The organism is Acinetobacter sp. S-1 (assembly GCF_059579785.1).
Window position 1 is genome coordinate 385455 of the sequence record NZ_CM184207.1, and the last position, 15117, is coordinate 400571.

The 15117-nt window shown below is 39.1% G+C and carries 15 protein-coding genes; 10 read left to right on the top strand and 5 right to left on the bottom strand.

The window, feature by feature from the left end; translation table 11 throughout:
- The first annotated feature begins 106 nt into the window (after positions 1 to 106).
- The 6 genes from AC52J8_RS01845 (at position 107) to astE (ending at position 7597) form a co-directional block, all read left to right on the top strand.
- Positions 107 to 1378 carry a Glu/Leu/Phe/Val family dehydrogenase gene (locus tag AC52J8_RS01845; RefSeq protein WP_017481698.1) on the top strand — a complete coding sequence of 424 codons (1272 nt, stop codon included), beginning with the start codon at positions 107 to 109 and terminating at the stop codon, positions 1376 to 1378.
- A gap of 136 nt (positions 1379 to 1514) precedes the next feature.
- Positions 1515 to 2729 (top strand): aspartate aminotransferase family protein, encoded by a 1215-nt coding sequence (locus AC52J8_RS01850; protein WP_086611354.1) that lies wholly within the window; start codon positions 1515 to 1517, stop codon positions 2727 to 2729.
- A gap of 18 nt (positions 2730 to 2747) precedes the next feature.
- On the top strand, positions 2748 to 3779 hold the full coding sequence (astA, locus tag AC52J8_RS01855) for an arginine N-succinyltransferase (RefSeq protein WP_002116871.1): 1032 nt from the start codon (positions 2748 to 2750) through the stop codon (positions 3777 to 3779).
- Positions 3779 to 5248, top strand: coding sequence for a succinylglutamate-semialdehyde dehydrogenase (gene astD, locus AC52J8_RS01860; RefSeq protein WP_086399341.1), 1470 nt, complete (start codon positions 3779 to 3781; stop codon positions 5246 to 5248). The genes astA and astD overlap by 1 nt, the downstream gene beginning before the upstream one ends.
- Before the next feature lie 18 nt (positions 5249 to 5266).
- Complete coding sequence (gene astB, locus AC52J8_RS01865; protein ID WP_086611355.1) at positions 5267 to 6610, top strand: N-succinylarginine dihydrolase; 1344 nt, start codon at positions 5267 to 5269, stop codon at positions 6608 to 6610.
- Positions 6611 to 6622: 12 nt separating this feature from the next.
- A complete protein-coding gene (gene astE, locus AC52J8_RS01870) occupies positions 6623 to 7597 on the top strand; it encodes a succinylglutamate desuccinylase (RefSeq protein ID WP_496538858.1) in 975 nt (324 codons plus the stop codon).
- Positions 7598 to 7657: 60 nt separating this feature from the next.
- On the opposite strand, the gene AC52J8_RS01875 is transcribed toward astE, so the two are convergent.
- Positions 7658 to 8419 (bottom strand): hypothetical protein, encoded by a 762-nt coding sequence (locus AC52J8_RS01875; RefSeq protein ID WP_086399338.1) that lies wholly within the window; start codon positions 8417 to 8419, stop codon positions 7658 to 7660.
- 586 nt (positions 8420 to 9005) lie between these two features.
- Here AC52J8_RS01875 and AC52J8_RS01880 point away from each other — a divergent pair.
- Both AC52J8_RS01880 and AC52J8_RS01885 read left to right on the top strand, forming a co-directional pair.
- Complete coding sequence (locus tag AC52J8_RS01880; RefSeq protein WP_046811856.1) at positions 9006 to 9314, top strand: hypothetical protein; 309 nt, start codon at positions 9006 to 9008, stop codon at positions 9312 to 9314.
- A gap of 35 nt (positions 9315 to 9349) precedes the next feature.
- On the top strand, positions 9350 to 10705 hold the full coding sequence (locus tag AC52J8_RS01885; RefSeq protein ID WP_057068771.1) for a S8 family peptidase: 1356 nt from the start codon (positions 9350 to 9352) through the stop codon (positions 10703 to 10705).
- A 102-nt stretch (positions 10706 to 10807) separates the two neighbouring features.
- Here the strand turns inward: AC52J8_RS01885 and AC52J8_RS01890 are convergent, their stop codons facing one another.
- The 3 genes from AC52J8_RS01890 to AC52J8_RS01900 form a co-directional block, all read right to left on the bottom strand.
- The gene (locus tag AC52J8_RS01890; protein ID WP_068530122.1) at positions 10808 to 11242 is read right to left on the bottom strand and encodes a hypothetical protein; all 435 of its coding nucleotides are present in this window, start codon (positions 11240 to 11242) and stop codon (positions 10808 to 10810) included.
- Positions 11243 to 11337: 95 nt separating this feature from the next.
- Positions 11338 to 11757: a hypothetical protein gene (locus AC52J8_RS01895; protein ID WP_017481690.1), complete on the bottom strand. Its 420-nt coding sequence runs from the start codon at positions 11755 to 11757 to the stop codon at positions 11338 to 11340.
- A 147-nt stretch (positions 11758 to 11904) separates the two neighbouring features.
- On the bottom strand, positions 11905 to 12771 hold the full coding sequence (locus AC52J8_RS01900) for a LysR family transcriptional regulator (RefSeq protein ID WP_086399337.1): 867 nt from the start codon (positions 12769 to 12771) through the stop codon (positions 11905 to 11907).
- 108 nt (positions 12772 to 12879) lie between these two features.
- Between AC52J8_RS01900 and AC52J8_RS01905 the strand changes: the two genes are divergently transcribed.
- A complete protein-coding gene (locus AC52J8_RS01905; RefSeq protein WP_086399336.1) occupies positions 12880 to 13782 on the top strand; it encodes a DMT family transporter in 903 nt (300 codons plus the stop codon).
- Between the two features lie 67 nt (positions 13783 to 13849).
- Complete coding sequence (locus tag AC52J8_RS01910; RefSeq protein WP_086399335.1) at positions 13850 to 14134, top strand: YciI family protein; 285 nt, start codon at positions 13850 to 13852, stop codon at positions 14132 to 14134.
- A gap of 57 nt (positions 14135 to 14191) precedes the next feature.
- Here AC52J8_RS01910 and AC52J8_RS01915 read toward each other — a convergent pair whose 3' ends face one another.
- Positions 14192 to 15022, bottom strand: a complete 831-nt coding sequence (locus AC52J8_RS01915; RefSeq protein ID WP_032036677.1) for a hypothetical protein — start codon at positions 15020 to 15022, stop codon at positions 14192 to 14194.
- Positions 15023 to 15117: the final 95 nt, after the last annotated feature.

The window sequence follows — 15117 nt, forward strand, 5'->3', positions numbered from 1 at the left end:
GTTTAGTAAATAAACTAAGACTTTGTTATTGCAAGGTTTTAGTTGCTGAATAATAAAGACTACGGATTTATCAAATCTGAGTCTATGAAGGTATATAGGAAAAAAGATGTCAGATCTTTCATACGTAAACGAACATAGCGATGCATGGCAAACTTACTTGGCACAAATTGACCGTGTAGCGCCATATTTAGAACACTTAGCTGATTATATTGATACTTTAAAACGTCCTAAGCGTGCGCTTATTGTTGACGTGCCAATCGTGATGGATGATGGTTCGATCCAGCACTTTGAAGGCTACCGTGTACAACACAACTTGTCTCGTGGTCCGGGTAAAGGCGGTGTTCGTTACCATCCAAATGTTGATTTGAATGAAGTAATGGCGTTGTCTGCATGGATGACAATTAAAACTGCTGTTTTGAACTTGCCATTTGGCGGTGCAAAAGGTGGTATCCGTGTTGATCCACGTAAATTATCAACTCGTGAATTAGAGCGTTTGACTCGTCGTTATACGACTGAAATTGGTCATATTATTGGGCCTCAAAAAGATATCCCTGCTCCAGACGTTGGTACGAATGCCAATATCATGGGTTGGATGATGGATACTTATTCTACTAGCCAAGGTCACACTGTAACTGGTGTTGTAACTGGTAAACCAGTTCACTTAGGCGGTTCTTTAGGTCGTGTGAAAGCAACTGGTCGTGGCGTATTCGTTACAGGTCGTGAAGTAGCAGCAAAAATTAATTTACCAATTGAAGGCGCGAAAGTTGCTATTCAAGGTTTTGGTAACGTAGGTAGTGAAGCAGCTTTCTTATTTGTTGAATCAAAAGCGAAAGTTACACACGTTCAAGACCACACTGGCACAATTTTCAATGCTGATGGTATTGATCTTGAAGCATTACGTGATCACGTAAATGCAAACCAAGGTGTTGGTGGCTTTGCTGGCGCGCAATCAATTGCTGACGAAGATTTCTGGACAGCTGAAGTTGACATTATTGTTCCAGCTGCACTAGAAGGCCAAATCACTGTTGAACGTGCTCAAAAACTTAAAGCTAAGTTGATTTTAGAGGGCGCAAACGGCCCGACATATCCTAAAGCTGAAGATGTATTAGTTGAGCGTGGCATTGTTGTAGTTCCTGACGTGGTATGTAACGCCGGCGGTGTAACTGTAAGTTACTTCGAATGGGTTCAAGACATGGCGAGCTACTTCTGGAGCGAAGAAGAAATCAACGAGCGTTTAGACAAGTTGATGGTTCAAGCTATGGATGACGTTTGGAATACAGCGAACAGCAACGCTTGTACTTTACGTACAGCAGCTTACATCTTGGCATGTGAGCGTATCTTAAAAGCTCGTAAAGAACGCGGTATTTTCCCAGGCTAATCTGCGGAAATTACTTTAGAAAAAGTGGTTTGAGCAAATATAAAGGATGTTATAGGGTTTATTTGCTCATTCCCTTTTTTCTGAATTATTCAAATTTAAGTGTTATCGAATATATTAAATAAATACTGAGGTAAGCATGGAACAGCCAATTTCTGTAACTCGAAGCAACTTTAACGACTGGATGGTTCCAGTTTTTGCACCGGCAAATTTCATTCCGGTACGTGGCGAAGGTTCACGTATTTGGGATCAAGAAAATAAAGAATATATCGATTTTGCAGGCGGGATTGCAGTAAACGCATTAGGTCATGCGCATCCAGTGGCAGTGAATGCTTTAACAGAACAAGCAACAAAACTTTGGCATGTAGGCAACGGTTATACAAATGAACCCGTTCTGCGCCTTGCAAAACAACTCACCGAAAATACATTTGCAGACAAGGTTTTCTTCTGTAACTCAGGTGCAGAAGCGAACGAAGCGGCATTAAAACTGGCGCGTAAAGTTGGTTTAGATAGCGGCGTTGCTGGCAAAAGTGGCATTGTGGCATTTAACAATGCGTTCCACGGCCGTACCTTATTTACCGTTTCAGCAGGTGGTCAACCTAAATATTCACAAGACTTTGCACCACTTCCAAACGGTATTAACCATGTTGCCTTTAATGATTTAGAAGCTGCCAAAGCAGTCATTAATGAACAAACATGTGCCGTTATTGTTGAGCCGATCCAAGGTGAAGGCGGCGTTATTCCTGCTGACATCGAATTTTTAAAGGGTTTACGTGCACTGTGTGATGAGTTTGGTGCCTTACTTATTTTTGATGAAGTACAAACCGGTGTTGGCCGTACAGGTGCACTATATGCTTACATGAACTCTGGTGTTATTCCAGATGTGTTAACGACTGCAAAAGCACTAGGTGGTGGTTTCCCAGTGGGTGCAATGTTAACAACAGATAAGTTTGCTCCGCATTTTTCTGTCGGTACACATGGTACGACTTATGGTGGTAACCCGTTAGCAAGTGCAGTTGCAGGTGCAGTATTTGAGTTTATTAATACGCCTGAAGTACTCGAAGGTGTGAAGCATCGTCATCAATATTTCGTCGATGCACTAAATGCATTAAACGCTGAACATCAGATTTTTGAAGAAATTCGTGGTCAAGGCTTACTCATTGGTTGTGTATTAAAAGCTGAATATGCAGGGAAAGCGAAAGACATTACCACATGGGCAGGCGAAGAAGGTTTACTTGCTTTAATCGCAGGACCTAACGTGGTTCGTTTTACACCATCTCTGATTATTCCTGAACAAGATATTGATGAAGGAATTGCTCGTTTAAAACGCGCATTGGCAAAGTTGGCTAAATAAAAAAAAGGAAAGCTAGCCATGATGATCGTCCGTCATGCCGAGTTTCGAGACCTTGAAGATATTTATAAATTAGCAGGTAAGTCAGGTGTAGGCCTGACTTCCTTGCCACAAAATATGGATACACTTTCGGCTCGAATTTCACGTACTCGCAATACCTTAAATGGCAATGTCCATAAAAGTGAACAAGGCTATCTGTTTGTTCTTGAAGATACAGAAGCTCAACGTGTTATTGGGTTAAGTGCAATTGAAGTTGCTGTAGGGCTCATTGAACCTTGGTACAACTTTCATGTTGGTACTCAAGTACACGCTTCAAAAGCATTAAATGTCTATAAGTCATTACCTACTTTATTTTTAAGTAATGACAGAACAGGTAGTAGCGAACTCTGTACATTATTTTTAGATCCAGAGCGTCGTGAAAACCAAAACGGTAAATTCTTATCGAAGATCCGTTTTATGTTTATCGCTGCCTTTAAGCAATATTTCGAGAAAAAGTTAATTGCTGAAATGCGTGGTTTCTCAGACGAAAATGGATGTTCTCCATTTTGGGATGCGATTGGTCACCATTTCTTTAATATGGATTTTTCAACAGCAGACTATTTGAGTGGAATTGGGCAAAAAGTATTTATTGCAGAGCTTATGCCACGTTTCCCAGTCTATGTAGATCTCTTGCCAAAAGATGCGCAAGAGGTAATTGGAAAAATGCATCCACAAACTTTACCTGCTTATCATGTGCTTGAGTCGGAAGGCTTACGCTATCAAGGATATGTCGATATTTTTGATGCTGGTCCAACCATTGAAGCCAATATTGATGAATTGCGAGCAGTAAAAGAAAGTCAGTTACTAAACGTCAAAATTACAAGTGAGGCTGCGGTCGGTAAGACCCAATATCTCATTGCCAATGATAATTATCATGACTATAAGGCAATGTTGTTAAAGCTTGATCTTGTTGATAACACAATAAATTTAACACATGAACAAGCTGAAAAACTCGGTGTACAAGAAGGTCACGTTGTTCGTGTGTTATCACTAAATCCAATGGAAGTATCCTGATGTCAAACTCTTTATTTATAAACGGTGTCTGGTTACAAGGCAGCGGTGCAACATTTGAAAAAACAAATCCAGTTGATAACCAAACTGTATGGTCAGGTGCCGAGGCTACTGCTACTGATGTAGAGCAAGCTTGTCAGGCAGCGCGTACTGCGTTTCCAGCTTGGGCGCGTTTACCACTTGCAGAACGTGTAGCGATTGTTGAAAAATTTGCCGCTTTGCTTGAAGAAAATAAAAAGCATTTAGCAGAAGTCATTAGCCAAGAAACCAGTAAGCCATTTTGGGAAACATTAACTGAAGTTCAATCAATGATTGGCAAGGTTGCGATTTCGATTCGTGCTTACCACCAGCGTACAGGCGAAAGCTCAACTGAAATGGCCGATGGTGTAGCATCTTTACGTCATCGTCCGCATGGTGTACTTGCGGTTTTCGGCCCATATAACTTCCCGGGCCATCTACCAAATGGGCATATTGTTCCTGCATTACTTGCTGGCAACACAGTTGTATTTAAACCAAGTGAATTAACGCCATGGACTGCTGAAGAAACTGTAAAACTTTGGCAGCAAGCTGGCCTGCCAAATGGTGTGATGAATTTGGTGCAAGGTGGACGTACCACGGGTGAAGCATTAGCTGCTTCACATGAAATTGATGGTTTATTGTTTACTGGAAGTGCAAACACTGGCTATCACTTACATAAGCAAATGGCAGGTGCACCTGAAAAAATTCTTGCGCTTGAAATGGGCGGCAATAATGCATTGATTATTGATGAAATTGTTGATGTCGATGCAGTAGTTAATCTTGCCATTCAATCTGCTTTTGTTTCGGCAGGTCAGCGTTGTACATGTGCACGTCGTATCTTGGTAAAAAATGGTGCTGAAGGTGATGCATTTATTCAACGTTTTGTTGAGGTTGCTAAAAACCTAAAAGTTGGTCGTTGGAACGACGAACAACAACCATTTATGGGTGGGGTAATCTCGTCAGTTGCTGCAACAAATATGATGCATGCTCAGCAAAAATTACTTGAGTTGGGTGCAAAAAGTTTATTAGCCATGACACGTCCTCAAGAAGACAGCTCGCTACTTACTCCGGGTATTGTTGATGTAACAGGTGTGAAAGATATTCCGGATGAAGAATATTTTGGTCCGCTTACGACTATTCAACGTTATGACAACTTTGATGAAGCATTAAAAATTGCTAACGCAACTCGTTTTGGCTTGTCAGTTGGTTTGGTTTCACCAAAACGCGAACTGTTTGATGACTTACTCATTGAAGCACGTGCCGGTATTGTGAATTGGAACAAGCCATTAACTGGGGCTTCAAGTGCTGCACCATTTGGTGGTGTAGGGGCATCAGGTAATCACCGCGCGAGTGCTTTTTACGCTGCTGACTATTGTGCTTGGCCAATGGCATCACTTGAAAGTGACAGCTTAACCTTGCCAGAAAAATTATCTCCAGGGATTGTGTTGCCTTAAACACTAGGGAAAGAAAAAATGAAAGGATATGAAGTAAATTTCGATGGTTTAGTGGGACCAACACATCACTACGCGGGTTTGTCGTTTGGTAATGAAGCATCGACAAAAAACCGTAATAATATCTCGAATCCAAAATTAGCAGCGAAACAAGGTTTGCTAAAGATGAAAGCCTTGGCTGACATGGGAATGAAACAAGGTGTACTTGCTCCGCATGAGCGTCCACATGTTCCAATGTTACGCCGTTTAGGCTTTACAGGTGATGACATTAGCGTTATTGCTCAAGCAATGCGTCATTCACCTGAACTATTGTCATCTTTAAGTTCAGCTTCTCCAATGTGGACTGCCAATGCGGCTACTGTTTCACCTTCGGCAGATAGCCAAGATGAGCGTGTGCATTTCACAGCAGCGAACCTGAACAATAAGTTTCACCGTTCAATTGAAGCTGAAACTACAAGCCAAGTTTTACAAGCGATCTTTAAAAATGAACGCCACTTTGTACACCACGAAGCATTGCCACAAGTGGCTTTGTTTGGTGACGAAGGTGCAGCCAATCATAACCGCTTAGGGGGTGATTATGCTAAGCGCGGTGTTCAGGTGTTTGTTTATGGTCAACAACATTTAAATAATGGCTTGCCGGGACCAAAACGCTATCCGGCTCGACAAACGCGCGAGGCAAGTGAAGCAATTGCACGTTTGCACCGTTTAGATGATGCACATACCGTTTTTGTTCAGCAAAATCCGGATGTAATTGATCAGGGCGTTTTCCATAACGATGTGATCGCGGTAAGTAACCAACAGGTTTTATTCCATCATCAACATGCCTTTTTAAATCAAGATCAAGCTTTTGCAGAAATTCGTCAAAAAATGGCAAGCATCGGTGAAGATTTTATTTCGATTGAAGTGCCTGAAAATCGCGTTACTGTAGACGATGCCGTAGCAACCTATTTATTTAATAGTCAAATTTTGACTCGTCCAGATGGTGGAATGACCATTGTTGTACCAGAAGAGTCTCGTCAAAATGCAGCAGTGTGGGGCTACTTAAATGACATGATTCAAATGGGCACACCAATTGATGCTATTCAGGTATATGACTTACGTGAAAGTATGCGTAACGGTGGTGGTCCAGCTTGTCTACGTTTACGCGTAGCTTTGAACGAAACTGAGTTGAATGCCGTAAATCCAAAAGTTCTAATGAATGATCAATTGTTTGGCACACTCAATCAATGGGTAGATAAACACTATCGTGATCGTTTAGCACAAGAAGATTTGGCTGATCCACATTTGTTAATGGAAAGCCGTATGGCACTTGACGAACTGACTAAAATTTTAGGTTTGGGTTCGGTTTATCCTTTCCAAAAATAATGAGGAGGTGACATGCAAGATTTTCTAGCACTAACCTTACAAGGTGAGCAGCCTACAACTCGCGAAGGAAAACAAAATAATTTTTCTTGGCGTTGGTTGGGTGAAGGACTTCTTGAATGCACCCCAAACGCACAGTACGACAAAGCTGTCGTACTGTCAGCTGGAGTGCATGGTAATGAAACAGCACCAATTGAATTGTTATCTCATCTTTGCACGGATTTATTTGCAGGGCGTTTAAACCTTGCTGTGAGGTTGCTGCTTGTATTGGCTAACCCCTATGCAATGCGTCAAGGCAAACGTTATGTGTATGATGATGTAAATCGAATGTTTTGTGGCGGGTATAAAACTCTACCCGTGACTGAAGAATCAAAGCGTGCTGAAGTTTTAGAGCAAGTTGTCACGACTTTCTTTCAAGAAAGTGCAAGTGACGCTAAACGCTATCACTATGATTTACATACAGCAATTCGTGCTTCATTGTTACCAACGTTTGCTTTATTTCCCTATCAAACGCATGGCTATGTTGCTGATTTAACAGCAAGTCTTGAAGCAGCCGATTTAGATGCTTTGGTTTATCACAATGCAGTAGGTAAAACGTTTACATATTTTACGAGTGAGAATTTTAAAGCGGCGAGCGCAACTTTAGAGTTAGGCAAAGCCTTACCATTTGGGCAAAATGACTTGAGCCAATTTGCTGCAATTGATGAAGTTATTCGTAATGTAGTTTCTGAGCAAGCCTTACCGCTACGCAATAAAACAAAAATTCGAGTCTTTAAGGTGTCTGATTCTTTAATTAAAAAAGATGAAGACTTTCAGATGAATTTATCTGCTGAAGCTCCGAATTTTTCAACTTTTACCAAAGGTGAAATCATTGCAATTCAACCTTCTGGTAATTATGTCGTTGAGCAAGATCAAGTCTGGATTTTATTTCCAAACCCAAATGTGAAGCTTGGTTTGCGTGCAGGCTTAGTTTTAACTGAAACGAGCTGAATGCTTGATTTTTGGTAAATAAAAAAGGGCAATTAATTGCCCTTTTTTATTTATAACTGATTAGTTAGTACCAAAAAGACCTTTAACCCAAGATTTCTTTTCAGCTTTTTGTGTAGTCGCTTGAGCGCCTGCATTTACGTTTGCATTTGCATTAATACCAGCAACATTAACACCAACGTTTACACCTGTTTGAGCGTTAACTCCATGAGCTGGTTGAGCTGCATTTAACTTCGCTTGAGCATCTGCTTTTGTGTCAGCTACAAACTCTTTTTGCTCGGCTTGGTTTTGAGCTACACGAGTTTTTACAGTATCTACATGTGCTTGAGCATTAGCTTGTTTTTCAGCAGTAAATTCTTTTTGGTCTGCTTGTTTTTCTGCAACTTTAGCTTTTACAGCATCAACACTTGCTTTTGTATCAGCTTTCGCTTCAACTGCTAGATTTTTAGTACCGTTTGCAGCTTTAGTCGCTACATTTTTAGTACCAGTTGCAGCTTTAGTTGCTACATTTTTAGTACCTGTCGCAGCTTCGGCAGCAAAATGTTTTGTACCATTTGCAGCTTTAGAAGAAAGTTCAGTCACTTTGCCCGTTGTTTTTTTTGTAGCTTTAACTGTAGTGTCAGCCGCTACATGACCAGCATGCTTTGCTGTGCTACCCACAGTATGTGCAGTATTTTTGACTGTATTGGCTACGCCACTAACAAGACCACCCGGTTGTACATTTACTTGAGCAGAAGCACCTGCATTAACGCCCGCACTTTGTGCAAAAATAGAGGCAGAAGCAAGAACACTTGCAGTAACGATAGCTGTTTTCATCATTTTCATTGCGATATCCTTCAAAGAATATACCCTTTTAGTGAGGTATTTCATAAACGCAAACGAATCATAGCCAAGGAAATATGGGCTTGGGAACTAACTTCATCAAAATGTTACAACAGTGTTACGTTGAGTAAACAGACTAGGGATAAATTGTGAAGATTAATAAAAATTAATAATAAAGTGAAAAAGAACATTTATTTGTTAGATATTCTAATTAAGCTCGCTTGTCTTTCCTTTTTTAAAAAATATCCTTTAATTTTTTCTCTTTCGTTTTTTCCTGACTTGTTCTGTATATCTTTAAATGTGATGTGAATCTAATTATTTATTAGAGGAAACGGCATAATTATTGCTTATTATGAGAATGGAGTGCTTTTTTAGCACTTTTTTGAACCATCTTCTGCCAGAAATATAAATGTACAGGGCAGAACTGTATTTTTGCTTATTCGGGAAAAGGTACTTTGGCTTTTCTCAGGTTTGTATATTTCATGAAATAGAAATTTCACATGAAATATATTGAAAGAAATGGCACTTTATTTCGAATAATCAAAAATAAAAATAGATATCTATAAACAAAAAAACAGAGATATGACAGATGAAAATTATTGCTTCCCTTCTTGTATTGGTCGGCTTGGTCGCCGTTGTTCTCTATCTTAAGCCAACAAGTGGTGCATCTGATGTGTTCAATTCTGCTTTACATGAGTCGAATTCGCCACAACCAGACACCGCGTCCTTTCTTTCTAAACTTAAGGAGCCTACTCAACCTAAAAATCTATCTCAACATTCAACTCATCCTCAATCGGTATCAGCTGATACCGTCCCTTTTTATGACACAAAAAGTGATCTTTCTATTCAACCGATTGATCCAGAAAAAGATCCAGCAAATGAAATAAAAGCGAAATAAGCAAATTGTTAGTTGAAAAACTACGGAGAAAAATAATGCAAAGTAAAACGTTATTTCTATTAGGTCTATGTACAATATTAAGTACAACTGCATCCGCTCTTCCTTTGGACTCTAAAGGTGCTAAACAGCGGTTAAATCAAGCAGCAAAACAAAAAGTATTTCAGGGCAAAATCGATTTGGATGCCTTGGTTAATAATGATTCGAATGATTTAATCGTCGAATACAATATTCCTTCGGTGAGTGTGCCTTCCGGTTTAGAACGGCGGAGTTATATTGCAACAAATAAAAAGAATATACAGGCAAGGTTTAACCGTGCTGGTGGTGTACAAGTACTTCGGGACTACAATAATTTGCCTTTAGCTTTCTATCGAATTAGTAATCGCGAAGCTTTGGTGACTTTATTAAATGATCCAAATGTTAAAGCGGTTTATCCGAACCGTATTAACCAGACTACGACCAATGAAAGTTTACCTTTAATTAATCAACCACAAGCCAATACCAATGGTTTTACGGGCGAAGGCTCTAGTGTGGCGGTGATTGATACAGGTGTGAATTATCTTCACTCTGATTTTGGCTGTACGGCAGTAAATACACCATCAAACACATGTCGAGTGGTTTATTCATTTGATAGTGCACCAGATGATGGCGCTTTAGATGATGATGGGCATGGTAGTAATGTTTCAGGGATCGTATCTAAGGTTGCTACCAAGACCAAAATTATAGGCATTGATGTCTTTAGAAAAGTGAGATCCCAAGGTAAATGGGTAAGCACAGCTTATGATAGTGATATCCTCGCAGGGATTAACTGGGCTGTAAATAATGCACAAACCTATAATATTAAAGCAGTTAACTTGAGCCTTGGCGTACCGGGTGTTAAATATACCTCTGAGTGTAGTGATAGCAGTTATGGAACGGCATTTGCCAATGCACGAGCTGCTGGTGTGGTGCCTGTAGTCGCTTCAGGTAATGATGCATTTTCAGATGGTATCTCATCTCCTGCTTGTGTAGCTGGTGCAGTAAGAGTAGGTGCTGTTTATGATAGTAATATTGGTGGTGTGTCATGGGGGAATCCAGTGAAATGTTCCGACCCAACCACAGCGGCAGACAAAGTGGCGTGCTTTAGTAATGGTGGTAGTCTTGTGACCTTATTGGCACCGGGAGCAATGATCACGGCGGGTGGTTACACCATGGGGGGTACATCTCAAGCGACACCACATGTGGCAGGTGCAATTGCTTTATTACGAGCAAATCGTGTGAGTCCGACAGAAAGTATTGATCAAACGATTAGTCGTTTAAAAACGACCGGTAAACCAATTACTGATCCAAGAACGGGATTGGTTTTCCCTCGTATTGATTTACTGGCTGCAACAAATGGTTTGACTATTAATTAAATAGCTTATTTATAATTTTTTAAATTAGGTCCAAGAAATTTATAAATGGCTATAACCCGTTGCAAAGGGCAACTTCTGCAACGGGCTTTTTATGTAAAAGTATTAATTACACTTTGCTAGATTTGCTGGATTAAAGTTGTTTTGGAGCTTCTTGAAATTATTCTGAATTTCTGGATCTTGAATATTAAATGTCGTTGAGCTTTTGGTTGTAGAGTTGGTTGCCTGATTTAATATGCCTGATTCATCAGGATACTGCATAGTCGATGAGGTCGCTGAAATCAGACCATTATTATTAAAAGTCCAGTGCTCAGTTACATGTCCGCCCCCTAAATAGCCAGTAAATTCAATCATACAAGCCTGTTTATCTTGTTTAATGAGTTTGGCTACATTACCTGTGGTAGAGGGATAAGCCTCGATATTTGTATCTTGTTCTAAAACTTGTGCCTGAGAATAAGATGAAGAAGGAGGTGTAGAGGTCGCACATGCAGTTAATGCTAAGCAGCATAGTGTTGTAAAGAGGAGTTTTTGACTATTCATAAGGCAGATTCCCAACTTTCTTATAGTTAATGACATTATTTCTAGATGAATATCTGTGTTTATAAGAGCGCGAAGTTATCGCGCTATCCAAAAAATTAGTTAGCTGTTGTGCTCGATTTACTTAATTCACCTTGCTCGATCGGAATATTTTCACCATTTCGGCTACTGGTAATATTTTGTTTGGCTTGCTCTATTTTCTGTTCGGTAAATACTTTGGCGGTATCTGCTTTTTGTTGAACCACTTCTGCTTTTTCAGCAGTGAATTCTTTGGTATTTTGCCATTTCTCACTAATTTTATTCGATGTTTTTTCAGAAGCACCTTGAATAGAGTTTCCTAAATTTTGTATACCTTTGCCTGTTTTATACAACAGTACGCGCCCTAAGCTAGGATTGTCACCATAAGGTTGTGTTTTAGGTGTCGTTTCAACAACTTGCTGTGGCTGTGTTGTTTCTGCAAATAAGGTTGATGAAGCCAATATAGAACTTGCAACGCATAACACTTGTAAGGTTTTCATATGGATCAATCTCCCCAACCAGAATCAAAACATGAAGTGGTGATCTTACTGTTAAAAATAAAGCTTGTACTGCAATGAGATAAAACCCATACGATTTGATTACGATAAATCATCATTTAATAGCGCTAAACGAATCATTGCAATGATTCATAAACTAAATTCAGTCTTAATCAATTCTATAAACATGTCTCTGGCTTTATGGTTGCTCACATTTTTATGCCAGAAAAAGTGATTTTGCATAAAAGCAAGATATTCAAATTTATAACTTTGGATATGGGCCAAATTTTTATATTGCTCATAAATGCTCTTGGGCACCAGAGCCACCCCTGAGCCTGCACTGACACAGCCAATAATCGTGGCATAGCTGGTAATGCTGGTGATGGGAAGAGAGATATTCTTCAGTTTAAGCCATTCTTCAAGGGCTGCACGGTAAGGACAGCCTTCAGTCCACATAAAAATTTCTTTACCAATCAGGTCTTCTTGGCAATGAATCTCTCCCAAAGAGTGAGATGCAATTAAGACCATATCTTCTTGGTAAATACCGAGCTTATTGAGCATCGGAAACTCAATATTGCCCGCGACAATTGCACCATCAAGTTTGTGCTGAGAAATATCAACTAATAGCTGTTTCCATGTGCCTGTAATAATTTGAATGGAAACCTCAGGATAGCGTTGATGATATTTCGCCAGTAAGTTGGGTAGGCGAGTCGTGGCGGAAGATTCAATCGCCCCAATTTTTAATGGGCCAGAGGGTGGTGCATCAGGATGAATACTTCGTTTCGCTTCATCGCATAGCGCTAAAATTTTATGGCAATAATCGAGAAAGATTTCTCCTGATGGGGTGAGGTTTAAACTTTTTCCTTCTCGATAAAACAGCGGTGTGCCTAGTTCTTCTTCGAGTTGTTTAATACGCGTTGTAATGTTGGATGGTACGCAATGCAGTTGCATTGATGCCTTAGCCATTGTTCCGCACTCAACCACGGTTTGGAACATTTTTAACTGAGCGATATCCATATTTTATCATTCACTTTTAATGAATAGTTAACTCAATATAAGTTAATTTTATTCAACTATCTATGTGCATATGATGAAAGAGTTCCATTTCATTAGTGCAGATTTAACATGGCAATTTCTCTTGCTGCCGAAACCCAGCCTCCCGCATTTAAGCTCTATTTATGTATTGCTGTGACCGTCTTTTGTTGGGGCTATTCACCTATTGGAGTACATAGTGCTTTGCATTCATATACACCGCAGCACATTGCCTTGCTCCGCTTTTTGATTGCTTCGTTTTTTTTGCTGCTTTTGGTCATGAAAAAAGGCATTCAGCCTTTAAAGTGGAAAGATGCTCCTGCACTTGCTGTATTAGGTTTTTTCTCTGTAACTCTGCATCATTTGCTGATAAATACAGGGCAGCAATATGTGACTGCGGTTGCCTCCAGCATTTTAAGTCAATCTATTCCGTTTTTTACATTTATTATTTCAGCTTTGCTTTTTAAGGAACAAATCAGTTTCAAACAATGGTTATGTATTTTGTTGGGACTGGGCGGCGCCGTGTTAGTGGTCAGTGGTGACCATGGTTTTGGTGTACCGAGTCCTTATAGTTTATTGATTGTTCTAGCTGCAATTGCATGGGGTCTCTACTTTAATTTATATAAGAAATTTGCTTTAAATTATGATGCTTTGAGCATGATGTGTTACATCATCTGGTTCGGAACCATTCCTTTACTATTTTATAGTGCCAATTTACCCAATGAAGTTTTACATGCTACTTGGCAAGCCAATATGTCGGTTGTCTTATTGGGTATTTTCCCAAGTGCGATGGCTTATGTGCTTTGGGGTTATGTACTTAAAAATATGCCGTTAACGATTGCATCGAATTTTTTATATTGTTCGCCCATTGTCGCAATGGGTCTGGCAGTTGTTTTCTTAAATGAAAAACCGTCAATAATGGTGCTGCTTGGTGGAGTAATTATTGTGGGGAGTTTGGTGTGGATGAATTGGGGGAATAGGCGTACTATCGAATAATCTATAGATCATTAAACTATCTATAGACTAATGCTATGTCATACGCTACTTGCTTTAAGAGAATAAGATGATTGTTGTTACCTTGACCTATAAAAAACCATTAGCCGAAGCTGATGCTGTATTGAAAGAACATATTGCATTTTTAAATCATTACTATGAGCAAAAGAAGTTTTTAGCGTCGGGGCGCCGAGAAAATAGAGTAGGTGGGGTAATTTTAGTTCTAAGCTCTTCGATTCAAGAAGCTGAAGAAATTATGAAAAATGATCCGTTTTATATTCATGATGTGGCTGATTATGATTTTATGTGGTTTGAGCCGTCGAAAAGTTTAGAAGAAATTAAAGACTTTGTTTGATTACATTAGAGAACTACTTAAATTTAAGTAGTTCTCTAGTCTTTTGGTTAATATTTATTATTGCTCAACAATATAAATACTATTTTCGAATACATCTCCTTTACTCGTTTTAACTACACCAACACATAAATTGTCAGGAGTTTGGATAAAAGAAACTAAGGATGTATCTGCATTAGTTTTACAGTTTTTTTGCTTGTTCTCATCAAATGCTTTTAAGTTTAATTGATGTTGCAAATCTAAAGTGAATACTTGGCTAAGAGCGCTAAATGCTTGATCTGCTTTTTTCATAAATAATAAATTATTTTGAGCTTCCCATTCAGCTAAAGAAATACGTTCTTTGCTTACATAGTGATATAAGCGTTTTGTATCTGCATTATTGTCTGCCGCATTTTTAAATTGGGTCTTTAAACCAAAATTTACTTTTACAATTGGCTTTTCACGGAAAGAAAGGCGTGAATAAGGCACAATTTTAATTTCAGATGCCTGATTTAAACTTAGAAGTTTTAGAGTAGGATCTGCTTTATTTTTGGCGAGAGAATCGTTAATTTTTTGATTTATTAACTGGTCAAATTTAATAGGTTGATTGAGAGAGCTTTTTTCAATGGCTGAACTATTTGCATTTTTATCAATTGCCATTGCAACACCTACTCCGATAAGGCCAAACATTCCAGAAACTGGACTGGCTGAAGCACTACTTGCATCGCCAACTAATATTTGGCTTTCCTTTACAAAGTAATCACCTGCACCTGATTCAGTCATTGAAGAAAGTTGTTCTGAAGAAACAGAAAGAGAGGTTTGTTTACCCGCTGCTGGATATTGAATCGATTTGGTCGTTGCACATCCAGTGAATAGTAATGTTGATATGAGTAATAAATTTAAGTTTTTCATTGCAATGGGACTTTGTTAAGTTTGGTAATTATTTGTTTTAGTTTATTGAATTGTGGATAAAAAGTGAAGGAAGTAAATAATTCTTATTTATTAAT

Excerpts from the sequence above, each read along its gene's own strand:
- AC52J8_RS01845 (WP_017481698.1), top strand. The coding sequence starts at position 107 with ATGTCAGATCTTTCATACGTAAACGAACATAGCGATGCATGGCAAACT.
- AC52J8_RS01850 (WP_086611354.1), top strand. The coding sequence starts at position 1,515 with ATGGAACAGCCAATTTCTGTAACTCGAAGCAACTTTAACGACTGGATG.
- astA (WP_002116871.1), top strand. The coding sequence starts at position 2,748 with ATGATGATCGTCCGTCATGCCGAGTTTCGAGACCTTGAAGATATTTAT.
- astD (WP_086399341.1), top strand. The coding sequence starts at position 3,779 with ATGTCAAACTCTTTATTTATAAACGGTGTCTGGTTACAAGGCAGCGGT.
- astB (WP_086611355.1), top strand. The coding sequence starts at position 5,267 with ATGAAAGGATATGAAGTAAATTTCGATGGTTTAGTGGGACCAACACAT.
- astE (WP_496538858.1), top strand. The coding sequence starts at position 6,623 with ATGCAAGATTTTCTAGCACTAACCTTACAAGGTGAGCAGCCTACAACT.
- AC52J8_RS01875 (WP_086399338.1), bottom strand. The coding sequence starts at position 8,419 with ATGAAAATGATGAAAACAGCTATCGTTACTGCAAGTGTTCTTGCTTCT.
- AC52J8_RS01880 (WP_046811856.1), top strand. The coding sequence starts at position 9,006 with ATGAAAATTATTGCTTCCCTTCTTGTATTGGTCGGCTTGGTCGCCGTT.
- AC52J8_RS01885 (WP_057068771.1), top strand. The coding sequence starts at position 9,350 with ATGCAAAGTAAAACGTTATTTCTATTAGGTCTATGTACAATATTAAGT.
- AC52J8_RS01890 (WP_068530122.1), bottom strand. The coding sequence starts at position 11,242 with ATGAATAGTCAAAAACTCCTCTTTACAACACTATGCTGCTTAGCATTA.
- AC52J8_RS01895 (WP_017481690.1), bottom strand. The coding sequence starts at position 11,757 with ATGAAAACCTTACAAGTGTTATGCGTTGCAAGTTCTATATTGGCTTCA.
- AC52J8_RS01900 (WP_086399337.1), bottom strand. The coding sequence starts at position 12,771 with ATGGATATCGCTCAGTTAAAAATGTTCCAAACCGTGGTTGAGTGCGGA.
- AC52J8_RS01905 (WP_086399336.1), top strand. The coding sequence starts at position 12,880 with ATGGCAATTTCTCTTGCTGCCGAAACCCAGCCTCCCGCATTTAAGCTC.
- AC52J8_RS01910 (WP_086399335.1), top strand. The coding sequence starts at position 13,850 with ATGATTGTTGTTACCTTGACCTATAAAAAACCATTAGCCGAAGCTGAT.
- AC52J8_RS01915 (WP_032036677.1), bottom strand. The coding sequence starts at position 15,022 with ATGAAAAACTTAAATTTATTACTCATATCAACATTACTATTCACTGGA.